Origin of the sequence: Halomonas chromatireducens (assembly GCF_001545155.1) — a bacterium.
Taxonomy (GTDB): Bacteria; Pseudomonadota; Gammaproteobacteria; order Pseudomonadales; family Halomonadaceae; genus Halomonas; species Halomonas chromatireducens.
Genome location: NZ_CP014226.1, coordinates 3,733,335 through 3,748,615, shown reverse-complemented (window position 1 = coordinate 3,748,615; position 15,281 = coordinate 3,733,335). Strand labels below are relative to the sequence as shown.

Here is a 15,281-nt window from a genome sequence, read left to right as displayed (position 1 = left end):
CGCGACCCAGCCGCGGGGGCGTTTTCGTTGATGCTGGCGACGTTCGACGACTGGGCGGGGCGGGTCGCCTCGTTTATCGTGGTCCGATCGTCCCACGATTACCTCTTTCCCCAGGGAGCCATGCCATGACCGTGATGACCGCCGCCGCCATCGAAGACTTTCTCGACGAGATATTTCCCCAGCGCGCGGGGACCATCGAGGGCGTCGGCCCGATGCGGGCCACCATGAGCCTGGCCATCGAGGATGAGCACCTGCGGCCCGGGGCCAGCGTATCGGGTCCGACCCTGATGGGACTGGCCGACGTCTGCCTCTACGTGGCCATCCTTGCCCAGATCGGCCCGGAGCCCATGGCCGTGACCAGCGACCTGCACTGCCGCTTCCTGCGCCGGCCTCGGGGGGATCGCGATATTATTGCCAATGCCCGGATCATGAAGCTGGGCCGTCGTCTGGCGGTGGGCGAGGTGCAGCTGTTCTCCGCCGGCGACGAGGCGCCGGTGGCGCTGGTGACGGCAACCTATGTGCTGCCCGACAGCGACTAGGCACTGTCCGAGACTGGCTGCGTTCGGTGACTTTTCTGACCAGTGCCTAGGCACTTGTCAGGTTCGGCCTAGGCGCGGTCGCGCAGGGCACACACCGCCAGTGCCAGCCAGCCGCCGATCATCAGCAGGCCGCCGATGGGTGTGATCATGCCCAGCCCGCGCAGGCCGGTCAGCGCCATGACATAGAGTGAGCCGGAGAACAGCACGATTCCCGCTGTCCAAAGCCCCAGCACCACGCCCTGTCCCCGACGCGGGTGCGCAGCGCGCCAGGCCAGCACGGCCAGCATCGCCAGGGTGTGCCAGGCCTGATAGCGCACCCCCGTCTCGAAGGCGGCAGCCAGCCGCGGGGCCAACTGGCCCTCCAGGGCATGAGCGCCGAAGGCGCCTGCCATGACCACCAGGGCACCAGACACCGCTGCCATGCCCCACCAGGATCGGTCCTGCATCGATGTCACTCCCTGTCGGTTGGTATCGCTGCTCACCGTACCCCGAGGGGACGTAACCGGCTACAATATTGGCCCGTCAACGCAGAGAGGACGCCATGCAGATCCAGCTCAACGGTGAGGCCCATGATCTGGCCGCCGATCTCACGGTGGCGCAACTGATCGATACCCTGGGCCTGACAGGACGACGGATAGCCGTCGAGCTCAACGAGGAGATCGTGCCCCGGAGCGAGCACGACACGACCCGCCTGAGCCAGGGAGACCAGGTCGAAATCGTCCACGCTATCGGCGGTGGATGAGTGGATAGACGAACGCGTCCGATGAGCCGTTCTTTTCCAGATACCCTACGAAGGCATACTCGATGACAGACTTCTTTCAGGATCAACCGCTGCGAATTGCCGGCCACACCTTCGCGTCACGGCTGCTGGTGGGTACCGGCAAGTACAAGGATTTCGACGAGACGGCCGAAGCCATTGCCGCTTCCGGTGCCGAGGTGGTCACCTTCGCCGTGCGCCGCAGCAACCTGGGTCAGGAGGCCGGCGAGCCCAACCTGCTGGACGTGGTGCCGCCCGAGCGCTTCACCCTGCTGCCCAATACCGCGGGCTGCTACACGGCGAAGGATGCCGTGCGTACCTGCAAGCTGGCTCGGGAACTGCTTGATGGCCACAAGCTGGTCAAGCTGGAAGTGCTGGGCGACGACCACACCCTCTATCCCAACGTGGTCGAGACCCTCAAGGCGGCCGAGGTGCTGCTCAAGGATGGCTTCGACGTCATGGTCTACACCAGCGACGACCCGATCGTGGCCCGGGAGCTCGAGCAGATGGGCTGCTGCGCCATCATGCCGCTGGGCTCCTTGATCGGCTCCGGCCACGGTATCCAGAACCCGCACAACGTCCGGCTGATCATCGAACAGTCCGGCGTGCCGGTGCTGGTCGACGCCGGCATCGGCACCGCCTCGGATGCGGCCATGGCCATGGAGCTGGGCTGCGACGGCGTGCTGATGAACTCCGCCATCGCCCATGCCCGTCAGCCGGTGCTGATGGCCAGTGCCATGAAGAAAGCCGTCGAAGCCGGCCGTGAAGCCTTCCTGGCCGGGCGCATGCCGCGCCGCCAGAGCGCCGATCCCTCGTCGCCCTTTGCCGGCCGCATCAACGGCTGAATTTCCTACCAGAGCCCAATCGATTCCATGAGCGACCAGCGCCACGACAACGTCACCTCGAGCACCGGCCCGGAAGGGCCGGATGCCCCCCTGCACCGCCGCGGCATCAAGAGCTATGTGCTGCGTGCCGGACGCATGACCCAGGCCCAGACGCGCGGGCTGGAGGAGGTCTGGCCTCGCCTGGGACTGACCCTGGCGGATGGGCGACAGGACCTCGATGCCCTGTTCGGACGCCAGGCGCCCCGGGTGGTAGAGATCGGCTTCGGCATGGGCGGCTCGTTGATTGAGCAGGCGGAGAGCCACCCCGATACCGACTTCATCGGTATCGAGGTGCATGCCCCCGGCGTAGGCAAGCTGCTCGACGAGGCCGACAAGCGCGGCCTGGGCAACATCCGCATCTATCGCGAGGATGCGCTGGCGGTGCTTGAGCAGTGCCTGCCGGAAGCCAGCCTGGATACGCTGCAGCTCTTCTTCCCCGACCCCTGGCCGAAGAAGAAGCACCACAAGCGGCGCATCGTCCAGCCCGCCTTCGTCGAGCTGATCCGCACGCGCCTGAAGATGGGCGGCACGCTGCACATGGCCACCGACTGGCAGGCCTACGCCGAGTGGATGGCCGACGTCATGGAAGCCGCTCCCGGCTATGCCAACACTGCCTCGCCGGAGACCGCGCCCTACGTCCCCCGGCCGTCGTTTCGCCCGCTCACGAAGTTCGAGGTTCGTGGCGAGCGATTGGGGCACGGGGTCTGGGACCTGCTGTATCGACGCTGTGCATAGCCAGGCCCGCGCCGGCGATGGCGATCGCCATGCCGGCGATGCCCTGGGCACTCGGCAGCTCGCCGAACATGGCCGCCGCCCAGAGCAGGGTCACCGCGGGGGTAAGATAGACCAGCGATGAGGTCATGGTCACGCCGAGCCGGCGCAGGCTCGCGACGAAGAAGCCGTACCCTCCCAGGCTGGAAAGCATCACCAGCCAGCCGATCGCGGAGATGCTGAGCCGATCGGTGGGCAGGGCCGGCGCGCCCCCCGCCACGATCATTGCCGCCAGGGTAAATATCCCGGTGGCGGCGAACAGCTGTACCATCAGGGTCGCCGCCAGCGGCATGGCGGTCGCCCAGCGAACGGAGAGCAGGCTGCCGAGAGTCACGGCCACTACCGAACCCAGCGGCAGCGCATAGGCCCACAGCGGCGCACTGCCGCCGCCATGCTCGATATCATCCACCACATAGAGCAATACACCCAGCGTGGCGATGGCCATGCCTGCCCAGCCCCGGGCCGACAGGCGTTCACCGAGCCAAGGCCCTGCCAGCGCCGCGGCGAGCAGCGGCTGCAGCGCCGTGATCAGGGCGGTCACGCCGGTGCTGACGCCCTGCTCGAGCGCCAGTATCACCCCCAGCAGGTAGCCGCCCATGGTCAGGCTGCCGACGGCCATTTCCCGCACCACATCGCGCTGGGCCAGTCGAATACCACTGACCAGTCGCCACCAGAGCGCGACCAGCAGGCTCGCCAGCAGAAAACGCCAGGCGAACAGCGACAGCACGGGCGTATCGGCCTCGGTCGCCAACCTGCCTCCGACGAATCCGGAACTCCAGCACACCACGAAGCCCATGGCGATAAGCGGTGAAACCCATGACGCTCGCATTTCTCCTCCCTCCTGGGTGAACGGCCTTGAGCATGAGGGAGAAATGGATTTCAATGAATCGATAACTATTCGAGTGAGCATTCAACATGTCTGAAGTCTCGTCTGCGGCGCTGGACCTGGAGCTGTTGCGCAGCTTTCAGGCGGCCGCCCAGCTGGGGTCGCTGGCCGCCGCGGCACAGCAGCGCCATCGCACCGTCGGCGCCATCAGCATGCAGATCAAGCGCCTCGAGGAGGCGCTGGGATCTCGGCTGCTCGAGCGGGGCTCCCGGGGCGTGAAGCCCACGGCGGTAGGCGAGGCCCTGCTGCTGGAGTCCCGCGAGCTTTTGCGGCTGCATGACGGCATGCTCTCGCGCTTCACCGGGCGCGGCCTGGGGGGCAAGCTGCGCCTGGGCTTGCCGGAAGACTATGCGCGGGAGCTGCTGGGCAGCGTGCTGCCGGAGTTCATGGCGCACCACCCCGATGTCCTGCTCGAGATCGTGACCGCCACCAGTGGCGAGCTGGCCCGACAGCTGAGCCGCTCCCAGCTGACGCTGTCGGTGCTGCTGGACCGCCCCAACCCGCTGCCCGGTGGCGAGGTACTGTGGCATACCTCGCCGGTGTGGGCCGGCCCCCGGGTCGGCGACCTGAGCGACAGGCCACGCCTTCCCCTGGCACTCCACGAGGTGGATTGCCCCTATCGGGCCCTGGCCATCGAAGCGCTCGAGGCGATCGGCCGGCCCTGGCATGCGGTCTTTACCAGCACCAGCATCCACGCCGTCGAAAAGGCGGTGGAAATGGGCCTGGCGATCAGTGTCCTCGACCGCGAGCGACTGACCGGGGCCATGCGCGAGCTGGGCCCCGCGGAGAATATGCCACCGCTCAAGCGCTGTGAGGCGAGGCTCCATTTCGCCCCGCATATCCCCCCCGCCTCCCAGCCGGCGGCAGAAGCGATGGCCCACCTGCTACGCGATCGCCTGACCCATCGCGGGCCCTGGCGCGGTGCTGGCGCGCCCTGAGAGAAGCGGCAGCGTCGGCGGATAGGATCGCTGTTGGAGCGCTCGGTTCGGCGCTCCGACTCTGCATCGCGACTGGTGCCGTCAGGCGCCTTGGCGGAGGCGGTAACGCTGGTGCTCATCGCCAGCGCTGGCAACACCGCCGGGAGCCCTTCGGCCTCCAGTCGCCGATGCGTCGGACCGGAGCTAAAGCTTCCTCCAACAGCGATGTGGCAGCGTCGGTGGAGAGAATCATTGTTGGAGCGCCGCTCCGCGTCGCGACTGGCGCCGCCAGGCGCCTCGGCGGAGGCGGCAACGCTGGCGGTTACCGCCAGCGCTGGCAACACTGCCGGGAGCCCTTCGGTCTCCAGTCGTGAGCTAAAGCTTCCTCCAACAGCGATGTGGCAGCGTCGGTGGAGAGAATCATTGTTGGAGCGCCGCTCCGCGTCGCGACTGGCGCCTTGGCGGAGGCTGAAACGCCGGTGATGGCCGCGAACGTTGGCAACCCCGCCGGGAGGCTTTCGCCTCCAGTCGCGATCTAAAGATGCTTATATGGACCAGTCCCGTTGTGCAAGCCCGAAACGTATCGGCGGGGGTGAGACTGCACGCTTATATCCGGCCTGTCAGCGGCACTGCATCGGTGCCTGGCCATGATGGGATGCGCGCTCTCCGAGCTGATCTCCGACTCGGCCTCAACAGCGGCCATACATCTTCACAGCGTGGCGGAGAGCCGGTCTGACCTGTCCTGCCATCTACGTTCGTACCTGCGCAACCTCGGGGAAAAATCGTGACTATGTCATCGCGTCATCGCATTACGGGGTGGCCGCGTAGACCGTGTCTCGCACCATCACCGCCCAGCAGATCCTGCCCAGCTTGTTCGCCAGGGCGACAGTGGCCTTGGCCGCCCCACGCCGTGCCGCCAGGGCGCATGCCCAGCGAGCCAGCCGATCCGGCTGCTGCTGGCACTGAAAGGCACGCAAGGCCGCTCGGGCCCCATGCACGAGCTGCCGACGCACCTCACCGTTGCCCCGTTTGGAGATGCTCAGCAGTCGTTCCTTGCCGCCGCTCGAGTGCTGGCGGGGCACCAAGCCAATCGAGGCACTGAAGGATCGACCATTGGCAAACCGCCTGGGGTCACCGATATGACTGGCCAGTAAGGTCGCATTGACCGGCCCGATGCCGGGCACGCTCATCAGGCGTCGACAAACCGGCGTCGCCCTGGCCAGCCGTGCCAGGCGCTGATCGTAGGCATGAATGCGCGCATCCAGCGAGAGCCACTGATCCAGAACATCATCCAGCACCACGAAGAGGTCGTCGCCGAGCTGGGCCCGGTGCTCGGCGAGTAAGCGCCGGACCTCACCCTGGCGAAACACCGAGTGACCCTTCGCCACGCAGATGCCCATTTCGGCGAGCAAGCCATGCAGCTCATTGCCCAGGGCCGTGCGGTTGGCAATCGCCCGGGAGCGCACGCGATGCATGGCTTGCAGCGCCTGCTGTTCCAGTGTCTTGGGCGCCACCCGTGGCGTGGCATCGCGGGCCGCTGCCTCGGCGATCGCGCGGGCATCCCGGGCATCGCTCTTGTGGCCCAGCACAAAGGGCTTCACGTACTGGGGAGGGATCAATTGGACCTCATGCCCCAGGGCCTGGATCTCCCTTGCCCAGTAGTGGGCACCACCGCATGCCTCCATGGCGACGCGGCAGGGAGGTACCTGGGCCAGCGTCAGGCGTAAGCCCGAGCGAGACACCTTCTTGCTGAATATCTGGCGGCCTTTGGGATCGACCGCATGAAGTTGAAAGACATGCTTGGCAAGATCAATCCCGACGATGCTAATGTGATTCATGGATGGACCCTCTCTTCAAGATGCCGTGTGGTGCCCCATGCACCCAGATGGCGTTGCAAACTCATCTTGGCACAGGGAGGGACGGGTCCATCCCATTTCCAACAGCGGTGTGGCAGCGTCGGTGGATAGAATCGCTGTCGGACCGCAGCTAACAAAAAAAGCGCCCTCAGGGAGGGCGCAGGCAAGACCGTGACTAGCAAATGAGGGGAGAAACCATAACGAGGAACTGGCGATCCTCTTATGGGTGTGGCGCCTCATCAAACGCCACACCCACACTGTAATCATTCTCGTTTATGCCGTCAACACAAATGCGAATACTTTTTATTAAGTTTCATTGACTAGCCGACCAGTCGCAGCCAGAGCGGCAGCGTAGCCATGGCCAGCAGCGTTTGGCCGGTGATCAGGGCGGCCATCAGCTCGGCATCTCCTCCCAGTTGGCGGGCCAGGATATAGGCCGAAGTGGCGGTAGGTAGCGCGGCGAACAGCAGCGCCACGTCACGGCTGACCGGGTCCAGCCCCAGCACCATGGCGAGCAGCAGCACCACGGCCGGCATCAGCGCCAGCTTCACCAGGTTGGATGTCCAGACGCCGCGGTCCAGGCGCATCAGCGCCCGGGGGCGCAGCGCCACACCCACCGCGACCAGGCCCAGTGGCAGGGCGGCTCGTCCCAGCAATTCCACCGTGGCGCCGCTCCAGCCGGGAAGTCCGATGCCGGTCAGGTTCAGGGCGATGCCGACCAGGCAGGCAAGAATCAGCGGATTGCGTACCAGCGCCAGCAGGCTCTTGCCCAGACTGGAGGGGCCCAAGGTGCCGGCGGCAATGAAGCTCCCCACGCAGAGGACGTTGACCACCGGTACCATCAGTGCCACGGCCACCGCTGCCACGGTAGCACCGGCAGAGCCGTGCAGAGCCGCCGCCCCGGCAACCCCCACGTAGGTGTTGAAGCGCACGGCGCCCTGAAATACCGAGGTGAAGGCCGCCGAGTCGATTCCCAGTTTCGGCCGAATGACCCAAAGCAGGGCGGCGAAGAGCAGCATGGTGCCGAGCAGTGCCAGGGCCAGGCGAACAACGGGTACCTGGCCGACATCGGCGTTAGCCAGGGTGGCCACCAGCATGGCCGGAAACAGCAGAAAGTAGATCAGCCGCTCCATGGCGGGCCAGAAGTTGTCGCCGGGCAGCCGGCGCCAGCCCAGCACGGCGCCCAGCAGTATCAGCAGAAACAGCGGTCCCAAAGCCTGCGCCACACCTTCCATTCGTACTCCTTTCAACCCTTGCAAGGCCGCTGCCCTGCGACATCCATCCACGGTCGACGCCCGGCAAATGCTGTTAAGCTTACCGCTCTGTCGCCTCTCATCGGAGTGTTGCTTTCACCGTCATGAGCTCACCCTCTCACCCAGACCAAAGGGAAATCCGCTTTCCCGGCATTCGCCTGATGATGCTCGCCACCCTGGTGGCGCTGGCGGTTGCCTTATGGTACCTGGTTTCTCATCTGGTGCGGGGCGACCAGAGCATCGCCTGGTATGCTGCGGCTACCCCCTGCGAGTTGCACCGGTCGTCCTGTCAGGCGATGCTGGGCGGCTCCCGTCGCCTGAGCCTTGCGGCCGATGCGCCGGGGGGGATTCGGGCGCTGGACCTGCTGCCCCTGACGGTAACGCTGGAGGGCGTGGAGGCCACTGCCGTTCATGTCGACTTCGTGGGACGCGATATGGAGATGGGCTTGCACCGCTTCCCCCTCGAAGCGCAGGATAATGGCCGCTACGAGGGCTTGGCCCAGGTGCCGATCTGCACCGAGGCGACCATGCCCTGGCTAGCCCAGGTCGTGGTGGAGACCGCCGATGGCCGACTGGGCAGCCGGTTCGATTTTACTGTGGAGCGAAGTGGGCCATGAAGCGACAGGGTATCTGGAAGGTGTTGGGTGTCGTGGTCGTGCTGGCCGTGGCTCTCGGTGGCTACGGCTGGTATGAGCAGCAGAGGACTGCGGACGAAAGCGGTCCTCGGGGTGGTCCGGTAGAGATGCCCTCTACGCAGGGAGACTTTTCGTTGACTCAGATGGATGAGGACCAGGTTGCCATCCTCTTCTTCGGCTATACCTACTGCCCGGACGTCTGCCCCATGAGCATGGCGGTGATTCGTCAGGTGATGCAGGGGCTGGATGACGAGCAGCGCCAGCGCGTGGTGCCGGTGATGATCACGGTGGACCCCGAGCGCGATACGCTGGAGCGTCTGGAAGAGTACGTGGGCTTTTTCGGCGATGACTTCATCGGTGTGGCCGGCAACGAGGAGCAGCTAGAGGAGCTGGCAGGGCGCTATAACGTGGTATGGCGCCGGGTGGAAACGCCGGATTCGGCAATGGAGTATACCGTCGACCACAGTTCCTCGCTCTATCTGGTCGACCGTGACGGCCAGATCCTGCAGCGGGTGCTCTATTCGCCGACGCCGCACCCGCTTCGCTCGGCGCTGGAGAGCGAGCTGGGCGGGTAGGTCATTCGTCCCCGGCCGGTTGCTCCTCCAGTCTGTCGATCATGGCCATCAGCGCTCGTACCTGGACCCCTTCACGGGTGTCGTGCAGGGGGTCGAGCTGCCAGGTGCTCTCGGTAAAGCCCCACCAGTCCCAGCAACCCTGGGGATTGGCCAGGCTAGTCTCGGCCTGGGGGTAGAGCACCACCCGTTGATTGGCCACGGCCCATTCGTTGAGGCCACTGTGGCGTACGAAGGCCTCGCCGATTTGCTTGCTGTCCATCCCGCAGCCATGCAGGGCCAGAGTCAGGTCACAGCCCCCCGCCTGGCACGCCTCGGGGATCAGCGCATACCCCACCGAGCCCATCCCGCGTACCGCAAAGTCCTCCTGATCGAAGCGCAGCAGCTGCGTCATATCGACCTCTTGCGCCGGGGCAAGCTCACCATGCAGCCAGGCCAGTGCCTCGCCGGCAATGTCCGTGCCGCAGGCCAGCAGGTGAGTTCCGCCGCCGCCGCGACACTCGGCCAGCCAACTGGGCGGAATCTGCTCGTCGGATCGTATCGGCCAGCCGTGGCCGGCTGTCGGAGCCAGGTTCACCTTCAACTGGTCCCTTGGGTTGGCCAGCCAGCCGGACAGCTGCTCGGCCAGGGCTTCTCCCAGAGAGGCATCGACCACGTTGTCGGCTTCGCCGTGCCAGACATAGGCACGCAGCTCGGCCAGGTCGGAGGCATCACCCACCAGCTCACGTGCCTGGTAATCGCGCAGCTTCAGGTTCAGGGCGGCCAGGTCCGGTGGGCCGCGTCGGGTTGACATGCACTGGCCCAGTGCGCGGCCGAGGCCGCCCTGGGCGCAGCTCCAGGGGCCGGCGGCGAGTACCGCCAGGCCCTCGAATCGCTCCGGCCATGCCACGGCGAGCTGGGTGGCCATATAGCCACCTGACGATATTCCTATGACGCTGATAGCATCGGGCGACGTGCCGAGTGGTGGTAGCTCCGGCAGCGGGTCGTTCGCCAGGGCGCCGGCCGAGAAAAGCAGGCCGGCGACAAGTGGGGGGAAGGCTCTCATGGGTTGGCTGTCAATCCATCACGTCGAGGAGTTCGACCTGGAAGATCAGCGTCTCGTTGGGTCCGATGGGTCCTTGCCCCTGAGCGCCATAGGCGAGCTCCGGGGGAATGAAGAGCATCCAGGTGTCGCCGACGCTCATCAGCTGCAGTGCTTCCTGCCAGCCTTCGATCACCTGGTCCACCCGGAAGTTGACAGACTCGTTGCGATCGAAGGAGCTGTCGAAGACGGTGCCGTCGACCAGCGTGCCTTCGTAGTGGACTTCCACGTGGGAGGTCGGACCGGGACTGGCGCCGTCACCGGCTTCCAGCACCTCGTACTGCAGGCCCGTTTCGGTGGTCTCGACGCCCTCCCTGTCGGCATTCTCGGCCAGGAAGGCTTCCCCCTCGGCGAGATTGAGCTCGGCTATTTGCTCGTTTTCGGCCTGGCGGTTGGCAATGGCCTGCTCCTGAAACCGGCTCAGGGTCTCGGCCATGTCATCGGCACTCATGGCCAGTTCATTCTCTTCGATGACATCACGTATGGCGTCGGTGAAAGCATCCACGTCCAGGTCGGCATACTCCTGTGCGATGCTCTGGCCATAGGCAATCCCCAGGCTGTAGCTGAGGCGCTCATCCTCGGTCTCCGGTGCGGCCAGGGCAAGCGGTGCTGCGGCCATCAAGGTGACCAAGGAGGCGGAAGTCAGGAGTGTCTTCATGCAGAATCCTTTGGTAATAGAAGCAGTGAGGCGTGAACCCGTTGGCAGCTAATCGGACTCTAACAGGGCCGGTCCGGTTCCGCACCCGCTGACAAAGGGGGGACCGGGCCGGTGTAGGGGTAGGTCAGACCACCAGCGTCGGGCAGTGGGCGGAGCCCGCCACGCGCTGGGCGACGCTGCCCAGCAGCAGGCTCTTTTCCCCGTTGGTGCCCTGGGCGCCGATCACGATCAGGTCGCACTCACGCTTGCGGGCGAATCGCACGATAGTGCGTGAGGGCCGCCCGCCCTTGACGAAAGCCCGCAGGCGCGAGGGATCGGTGCCCAGTTCCACCGCTTCCCCCTTGGCATGCACGGCGATCTCGGTGGCGTACTCCTTGAGCGCGTCATCGGGAATATCCAGCTTGTCGGGGCGCACCATGGAGAGCGAGGCTTCCAGCAGGCTGTGGTGCTTGAACACACAGAGAACATAGAGTTCGGCACCGGTCAGCAGGTGTAGCCCCACGGCCTTTTCCAGCGCCTTCATCGCGCCTTTCGAGCCATCCACCGGTATCAGTATACGATTGAACATCACCATCTCCTTAAGCAGGTCGTGCTCACCGATCAACGGAAGGCCAGGTCACGCAGGAACAGCGCGATCTGCGGGAACATGATGATCAGGGCCGCCGAGAGGACCAGCATGAAGACAAAGGGTGGCGTGCCGCGGATCACCTCCCAGTAGGGTCGCTTGAAGATGGCGATGGCCGTAAAGATGTCACAGCCGAAGGGTGGTGTCGCCGAGCCTATCGCCACCTGCAGGGTGATCAATACACCTACATGCACGGGGTCCAGGCCCGAAGCGGCGATGGCCGGTGCAAAGATAGGCGTCAGTACCAGGATGACCACGATGGGATCGACGAACATGCAGGCGACAAAGAAGGCAATGGAGATCGCGATCAGTACACCAACCGGGCCTGCCTCGTTGATGCCGAAGGCGGCGAGCAGGGTCTGCGGGATCTGGGCGAAGGAGATGATCCATGAGAAGCCGTTACCCACGGCCACCAGGATGAACACCACGGCGGTGATAAGGCCGGTGGACTTGGCGATGGTGTAGATATCCGGCATTTTCAGCGAGCGGAAGATCACGAACTCCAGCAGTACCGCATAGAGCACGCAGGCGGCAGCCGCTTCGGTCGGGCTGAAGATACCACCATAGATGCCGCCAATGATCAGCACGGGGAAACCCAGCGGCCATAGTGCGTTACGCACAGCAAGCGTGCGCTCCTTCCAGCTCGACTTGGGCTCGGTGGGCACCTTGTGGTAGATCGCGTAGAACACGCAGTAGATCGAGAACAGGAGCAGGATCAGCAGGCCCGGGCCGATACCGGCAATGAACAGTTCGCCGATGGAGGTGCCGGAAATGACCCCGTAGATGATCATGCCGATGCTGGGGGGGATCAGGAAGGCGATATCGCTGGAGTTGATGATCAGCGCCAGGGTGAAGGGATCCTTGTACCCGGCCTTGAGCATGCGCGGGCGCAGCGGCGAACCGACCGCCACCACGGTGGCCTGGGTGGAGCCGGAAACGGCACCGAACAGGGTGCAGGAGGCAGCGGTGCTGACGGCAAGGCCGCCCTTCACGTGGCCGACGAAACTCATGACCATGTCGATGAGCCGCCCGGCGGACTGGCCGCGGGTCATGATGTCGGCGGCGAGAATGAACATGGGCACGGCGATCAGCGCCGTGGGCCGTATGCCCCCCATCATCTGCTGGATGAGGGTCTCCATCTGTCCGGTGCCGCCAAAGGTCATGTAAAAGCCGACAAAAGCCGCCGTGACCAGAGGAATCATCATCGGGAAGCCGAGCAGCAGCAACACGATCATGAGGGAAACGATTATGGTTGTCATGGTGGTGTAATCCTCTCGTGCTCAGCTCAGACTTCGGTTTCCGTGTCCTTGTAGCCATCGACCACATGGGTCGACAGATAGACATCACGGGAGGTGAGGTTCTTGATGGCGGTGAGCAGGTACTGGATGCCGGTGATGGTGAACCCGACCGGGACCCAGAGGTAGATGATCCAAACCGGAATACTCAGAGAGGGGAGGACCCGTCCACGGCCATACAGCGTGCTGATATAGCCGATGGAGTAGTAGCAGAGCACGAACATCACCAGAGAGGTGAACAGACAGATGAAGATCATCAGCCAGCGCCGGCCACCGGTGGGCAGGGCATCATAGAAGGCGGACATGCGGATATGACGACCGTGACGGGCGGCATAGCCGAGCCCGGCGAAGGTGATCATCACGATCAGGATGCGGTTCACCTCTTCGGCGAAGTGCAGGCTCTCGCCGAGCAGGAAACGACTGAGCACGTTGGCCACCGTGTTGATGGCCATCAAAATCACCCCCACGGCCAGGATCGTTGACTCAGCCTTGCTGATCCAGGTGTCGACGACGCCCAGGGGGCCGGGGAGCGTCGAGCGATAGTTCTTCTCGGATTCTTCTTCTGTCATGCGACCGGACTCCTGAGTCTTTCCCTGCGAAGGGAGTGAAATGCCATATCCACCCTCAAGGGTAAGCAGCGCGGTACGGCTCCGTCCCGCGGGGCGTCAACGCTGATTGGCCGGGACGGAAACAATAAGGGGGTAGCCGGCGGGCTACCCCCTCGCACGATGAGTCGCCCTTGAGGCTTACTCCTCGCCGGTTACGGCTTCCAGGTCGGCCTTGAACTGCTCGAGCAGCTCCTGGCCGCGCTCACCGGTCATTTCGATGAAGCGCTCCTCGACCTGCGGGGCACGCTCGCGGAAGGCCTGGATCTGGTCTTCGTCGAGGCGGGTTACGGTAACTTCGTCGGATGCCTCCTGGATCTTTTCCAGGGATTCATCGGCGAGCCCGGAGATGTGGTCGATGATGTGCTCATAGGCCGCTTCGGTGGCGTCACGGACCAGCTGCTGTTCCTCTTCGGAGAGACCGTCGAAGAAGTCCTGGTTGGCCATCATGGCGGTGGTGAACCAGCCATGGCCGGTGAACACCAGATGCGGCGACACCTCGTAGAGACCGCCGGACTCGATCCAGAAGATCGGGTTTTCCTGCCCCTGGATGATGCCGGTCTGCAGGCCGCCGTACACTTCGCCCCAGGGCAGCGGGGTCGGGGTGGCGCCGAAGGCGCGGTAGGTCTCGGAGAGCAGCGGGTTGGTCATGGTGCGGATGTTCTTGCCGCGCAGATCGTCCGGGCTGGTGAAGGGTTCATCCAGGGTGACGACCATCTCGCCTTCCGGGTACATCTTGAGAAGCTCGAGGCCCTGCTCTGCATAGAGCTCCGGGAACATCTCGTTGATGGCCTCGCTGGTGTTGAAGAACTCGATGACCGACTCTTCATCGGTGGGCAGCAGGTAGGGAATGAAGAAGATCTGCGCTTCGGGAATCAGCGAGCCGGTGAAGCCGGGGGACTGGTTGACGAACTGCAGGATCCCGGCCTGTGTCTGCTCCATGATGTCATCGGACTCGCCCAGTTCGCCAAAGCGGTAGATCTGAACGGTGTTATCGGAATTCTCCTCGATATATTCCTTGAAGGCGACGGCGAATACGTCCTGCACATCACCCTCGAATTCCTCATGCGCATAGCGCCAGTTGGCGGATTGTGCCGCGGCCGACATGCCGAACAGCAGCGCGCCGATACTGGCAGTGGTCAACAGCTTGGTTGCCTTCATTATTGTGTTCTCCTCGCAGGTTGGGCCTGTGAAACTCGATCACATCTCCAGGCATCGCGCAGCCTCATGGACTGCATAGCTTTTTTCAGGCTAGCGTGGCACTTAGGGGGGGTCAAGCTGGCTTTCGATGGTTTGAAGCGCTAAAAGTTGTGCTTTTTTCTGCAATTGCCAGCGCGATGCCAGAGAAAATGCCAGTTTCGAGCGACAAGTCGGTTGGCAAACGAGACCTTCGCCGCGCTCGGCCAGTGCCTGCATGCGAGCCAGAGTTTCCTGCTCAGCGGCAAGCTCGGCGCGTTGCACCTGCTGTCGCACTTCGGCCACGCCGGGGCTTTTTTCGGCCTCGCCTTTCAGTTGCCGGCGCAGGGCGCGCAGCACCGACGTGACCTCCCGCTGCCACCGTCGGATCGCCGCTAGTTCATCAGGCTCCGCTTCCAATGTCAGGCCATGGTGGTGGAGCCAGCAGTGCCACAGCAGCTCGCAGACGTCCACGCCGGCTTCATCCTGCAGTGCCAGGCAGGCGGTCTCCACGCCGGGACGCGTATAGAGTGCCAGGGCGAAGTCCCATAGCGGATCCGCCGCCAACCGGCTCCGCAGAGCCCTCTCCAATCGGGTAGAATCGACACTCATGATCAGGCTGTCGCCATTTACCGTTACTGTCTTCTATTGGGTATTGCCGCCGGCGGGCGGCAGCATCGTTATCTACTAAGGAAATGCTGAACAAATCGACGAGCGAGATGAAGCGCAACGAAGCGATTCACTCGCACAGTCATTTGTGCAGTGTTTCCC

General features: G+C 64.2%; 18 protein-coding genes. 7 read left to right on the top strand and 11 right to left on the bottom strand.

The genetic code is table 11. The features are described from left to right. Positions 1-125: 125 nt before the first annotated feature. Positions 126-539: a PaaI family thioesterase gene (locus LOKO_RS17365; protein WP_066451951.1), complete on the top strand. Its 414-nt coding sequence runs from the start codon at positions 126-128 to the stop codon at positions 537-539. A 68-nt stretch (positions 540-607) separates the two neighbouring features. Here the strand turns inward: LOKO_RS17365 and LOKO_RS17360 are convergent, their stop codons facing one another. Beyond that, entirely contained in the window at positions 608-985 is a 378-nt protein-coding gene (locus LOKO_RS17360; RefSeq protein WP_066451950.1) for a DUF423 domain-containing protein, read from the bottom strand. Between the two features lie 95 nt (positions 986-1,080). Here LOKO_RS17360 and thiS point away from each other — a divergent pair, with 95 nt between their 5' ends. The 3 genes from thiS (at position 1,081) to trmB (ending at position 2,915) form a co-directional block, all read left to right on the top strand. Next, positions 1,081-1,281, top strand: a complete 201-nt coding sequence (gene thiS, locus LOKO_RS17355) for a sulfur carrier protein ThiS (protein ID WP_066451949.1) — start codon at positions 1,081-1,083, stop codon at positions 1,279-1,281. A 62-nt stretch (positions 1,282-1,343) separates the two neighbouring features. Next, positions 1,344-2,141: a thiazole synthase gene (locus tag LOKO_RS17350; RefSeq protein WP_066451948.1), complete on the top strand. Its 798-nt coding sequence runs from the start codon at positions 1,344-1,346 to the stop codon at positions 2,139-2,141. 27 nt (positions 2,142-2,168) lie between these two features. Further along, complete coding sequence (gene trmB, locus LOKO_RS17345) at positions 2,169-2,915, top strand: tRNA (guanosine(46)-N7)-methyltransferase TrmB (RefSeq protein WP_066451947.1); 747 nt, start codon at positions 2,169-2,171, stop codon at positions 2,913-2,915. Here the strand turns inward: trmB and LOKO_RS17340 are convergent. Then, the gene (locus tag LOKO_RS17340) at positions 2,842-3,780 is read right to left on the bottom strand and encodes a DMT family transporter (RefSeq protein ID WP_066451946.1); all 939 of its coding nucleotides are present in this window, start codon (positions 3,778-3,780) and stop codon (positions 2,842-2,844) included. The two genes, trmB and LOKO_RS17340, sit on opposite strands and share 74 nt — an antisense overlap. A gap of 86 nt (positions 3,781-3,866) precedes the next feature. Here LOKO_RS17340 and LOKO_RS17335 point away from each other — a divergent pair, with 86 nt between their 5' ends. After that, complete coding sequence (locus LOKO_RS17335; RefSeq protein ID WP_066451945.1) at positions 3,867-4,775, top strand: LysR family transcriptional regulator; 909 nt, start codon at positions 3,867-3,869, stop codon at positions 4,773-4,775. Between the two features lie 788 nt (positions 4,776-5,563). Here the strand turns inward: LOKO_RS17335 and LOKO_RS17330 are convergent. Together LOKO_RS17330 and LOKO_RS17325 are read right to left on the bottom strand one after the other, a co-directional pair. Further along, entirely contained in the window at positions 5,564-6,592 is a 1,029-nt protein-coding gene (locus LOKO_RS17330) for an IS110 family RNA-guided transposase (protein ID WP_066451944.1), read from the bottom strand. A gap of 338 nt (positions 6,593-6,930) precedes the next feature. Continuing rightward, on the bottom strand, positions 6,931-7,845 hold the full coding sequence (locus LOKO_RS17325; protein WP_066451943.1) for an AEC family transporter: 915 nt from the start codon (positions 7,843-7,845) through the stop codon (positions 6,931-6,933). 122 nt (positions 7,846-7,967) lie between these two features. Between LOKO_RS17325 and LOKO_RS17320 the strand changes: the two genes are divergently transcribed. Both LOKO_RS17320 and LOKO_RS17315 read left to right on the top strand, forming a co-directional pair. After that, the gene (locus LOKO_RS17320) at positions 7,968-8,480 is read left to right on the top strand and encodes a hypothetical protein (RefSeq protein ID WP_066451942.1); all 513 of its coding nucleotides are present in this window, start codon (positions 7,968-7,970) and stop codon (positions 8,478-8,480) included. Next, complete coding sequence (locus tag LOKO_RS17315) at positions 8,477-9,073, top strand: SCO family protein (RefSeq protein ID WP_066451941.1); 597 nt, start codon at positions 8,477-8,479, stop codon at positions 9,071-9,073. The genes LOKO_RS17320 and LOKO_RS17315 overlap by 4 nt, the downstream gene beginning before the upstream one ends. 1 nt (position 9,074) lies before the next feature. Here LOKO_RS17315 and LOKO_RS17310 read toward each other — a convergent pair whose 3' ends face one another. The 7 genes from LOKO_RS17310 to LOKO_RS17280 all read right to left on the bottom strand — a co-directional run bounded on the left by LOKO_RS17310 (position 9,075) and on the right by LOKO_RS17280 (position 15,122). Further along, entirely contained in the window at positions 9,075-10,115 is a 1,041-nt protein-coding gene (locus tag LOKO_RS17310; RefSeq protein WP_066451940.1) for an alpha/beta hydrolase family protein, read from the bottom strand. Positions 10,116-10,125: 10 nt separating this feature from the next. Beyond that, entirely contained in the window at positions 10,126-10,809 is a 684-nt protein-coding gene (locus LOKO_RS17305) for an FKBP-type peptidyl-prolyl cis-trans isomerase (RefSeq protein WP_066451939.1), read from the bottom strand. A gap of 124 nt (positions 10,810-10,933) precedes the next feature. After that, entirely contained in the window at positions 10,934-11,377 is a 444-nt protein-coding gene (locus tag LOKO_RS17300) for a universal stress protein (protein WP_066451938.1), read from the bottom strand. Between the two features lie 32 nt (positions 11,378-11,409). Beyond that, positions 11,410-12,693, bottom strand: a complete 1,284-nt coding sequence (locus tag LOKO_RS17295; RefSeq protein WP_066451937.1) for a TRAP transporter large permease — start codon at positions 12,691-12,693, stop codon at positions 11,410-11,412. 26 nt (positions 12,694-12,719) lie between these two features. Next, positions 12,720-13,298 (bottom strand): TRAP transporter small permease, encoded by a 579-nt coding sequence (locus LOKO_RS17290; protein WP_066451936.1) that lies wholly within the window; start codon positions 13,296-13,298, stop codon positions 12,720-12,722. A gap of 177 nt (positions 13,299-13,475) precedes the next feature. Then, positions 13,476-14,495 (bottom strand): TRAP transporter substrate-binding protein, encoded by a 1,020-nt coding sequence (locus LOKO_RS17285; RefSeq protein ID WP_066451935.1) that lies wholly within the window; start codon positions 14,493-14,495, stop codon positions 13,476-13,478. Positions 14,496-14,597: 102 nt separating this feature from the next. Beyond that, positions 14,598-15,122 (bottom strand): TIGR02444 family protein, encoded by a 525-nt coding sequence (locus LOKO_RS17280; protein WP_083517651.1) that lies wholly within the window; start codon positions 15,120-15,122, stop codon positions 14,598-14,600. Between the last annotated feature and the right edge of the window lie 159 nt (positions 15,123-15,281).

Excerpts from the sequence above, each read along its gene's own strand:
- LOKO_RS17365 (WP_066451951.1), top strand. The coding sequence starts at position 126 with ATGACCGTGATGACCGCCGCCGCCATCGAAGACTTTCTCGACGAGATA.
- LOKO_RS17360 (WP_066451950.1), bottom strand. The coding sequence starts at position 985 with ATGCAGGACCGATCCTGGTGGGGCATGGCAGCGGTGTCTGGTGCCCTG.
- thiS (WP_066451949.1), top strand. The coding sequence starts at position 1,081 with ATGCAGATCCAGCTCAACGGTGAGGCCCATGATCTGGCCGCCGATCTC.
- LOKO_RS17350 (WP_066451948.1), top strand. The coding sequence starts at position 1,344 with ATGACAGACTTCTTTCAGGATCAACCGCTGCGAATTGCCGGCCACACC.
- trmB (WP_066451947.1), top strand. The coding sequence starts at position 2,169 with ATGAGCGACCAGCGCCACGACAACGTCACCTCGAGCACCGGCCCGGAA.
- LOKO_RS17340 (WP_066451946.1), bottom strand. The coding sequence starts at position 3,780 with ATGCGAGCGTCATGGGTTTCACCGCTTATCGCCATGGGCTTCGTGGTG.
- LOKO_RS17335 (WP_066451945.1), top strand. The coding sequence starts at position 3,867 with ATGTCTGAAGTCTCGTCTGCGGCGCTGGACCTGGAGCTGTTGCGCAGC.
- LOKO_RS17330 (WP_066451944.1), bottom strand. The coding sequence starts at position 6,592 with ATGAATCACATTAGCATCGTCGGGATTGATCTTGCCAAGCATGTCTTT.
- LOKO_RS17325 (WP_066451943.1), bottom strand. The coding sequence starts at position 7,845 with ATGGAAGGTGTGGCGCAGGCTTTGGGACCGCTGTTTCTGCTGATACTG.
- LOKO_RS17320 (WP_066451942.1), top strand. The coding sequence starts at position 7,968 with ATGAGCTCACCCTCTCACCCAGACCAAAGGGAAATCCGCTTTCCCGGC.
- LOKO_RS17315 (WP_066451941.1), top strand. The coding sequence starts at position 8,477 with ATGAAGCGACAGGGTATCTGGAAGGTGTTGGGTGTCGTGGTCGTGCTG.
- LOKO_RS17310 (WP_066451940.1), bottom strand. The coding sequence starts at position 10,115 with ATGAGAGCCTTCCCCCCACTTGTCGCCGGCCTGCTTTTCTCGGCCGGC.
- LOKO_RS17305 (WP_066451939.1), bottom strand. The coding sequence starts at position 10,809 with ATGAAGACACTCCTGACTTCCGCCTCCTTGGTCACCTTGATGGCCGCA.
- LOKO_RS17300 (WP_066451938.1), bottom strand. The coding sequence starts at position 11,377 with ATGTTCAATCGTATACTGATACCGGTGGATGGCTCGAAAGGCGCGATG.
- LOKO_RS17295 (WP_066451937.1), bottom strand. The coding sequence starts at position 12,693 with ATGACAACCATAATCGTTTCCCTCATGATCGTGTTGCTGCTGCTCGGC.
- LOKO_RS17290 (WP_066451936.1), bottom strand. The coding sequence starts at position 13,298 with ATGACAGAAGAAGAATCCGAGAAGAACTATCGCTCGACGCTCCCCGGC.
- LOKO_RS17285 (WP_066451935.1), bottom strand. The coding sequence starts at position 14,495 with ATGAAGGCAACCAAGCTGTTGACCACTGCCAGTATCGGCGCGCTGCTG.
- LOKO_RS17280 (WP_083517651.1), bottom strand. The coding sequence starts at position 15,122 with ATGAGTGTCGATTCTACCCGATTGGAGAGGGCTCTGCGGAGCCGGTTG.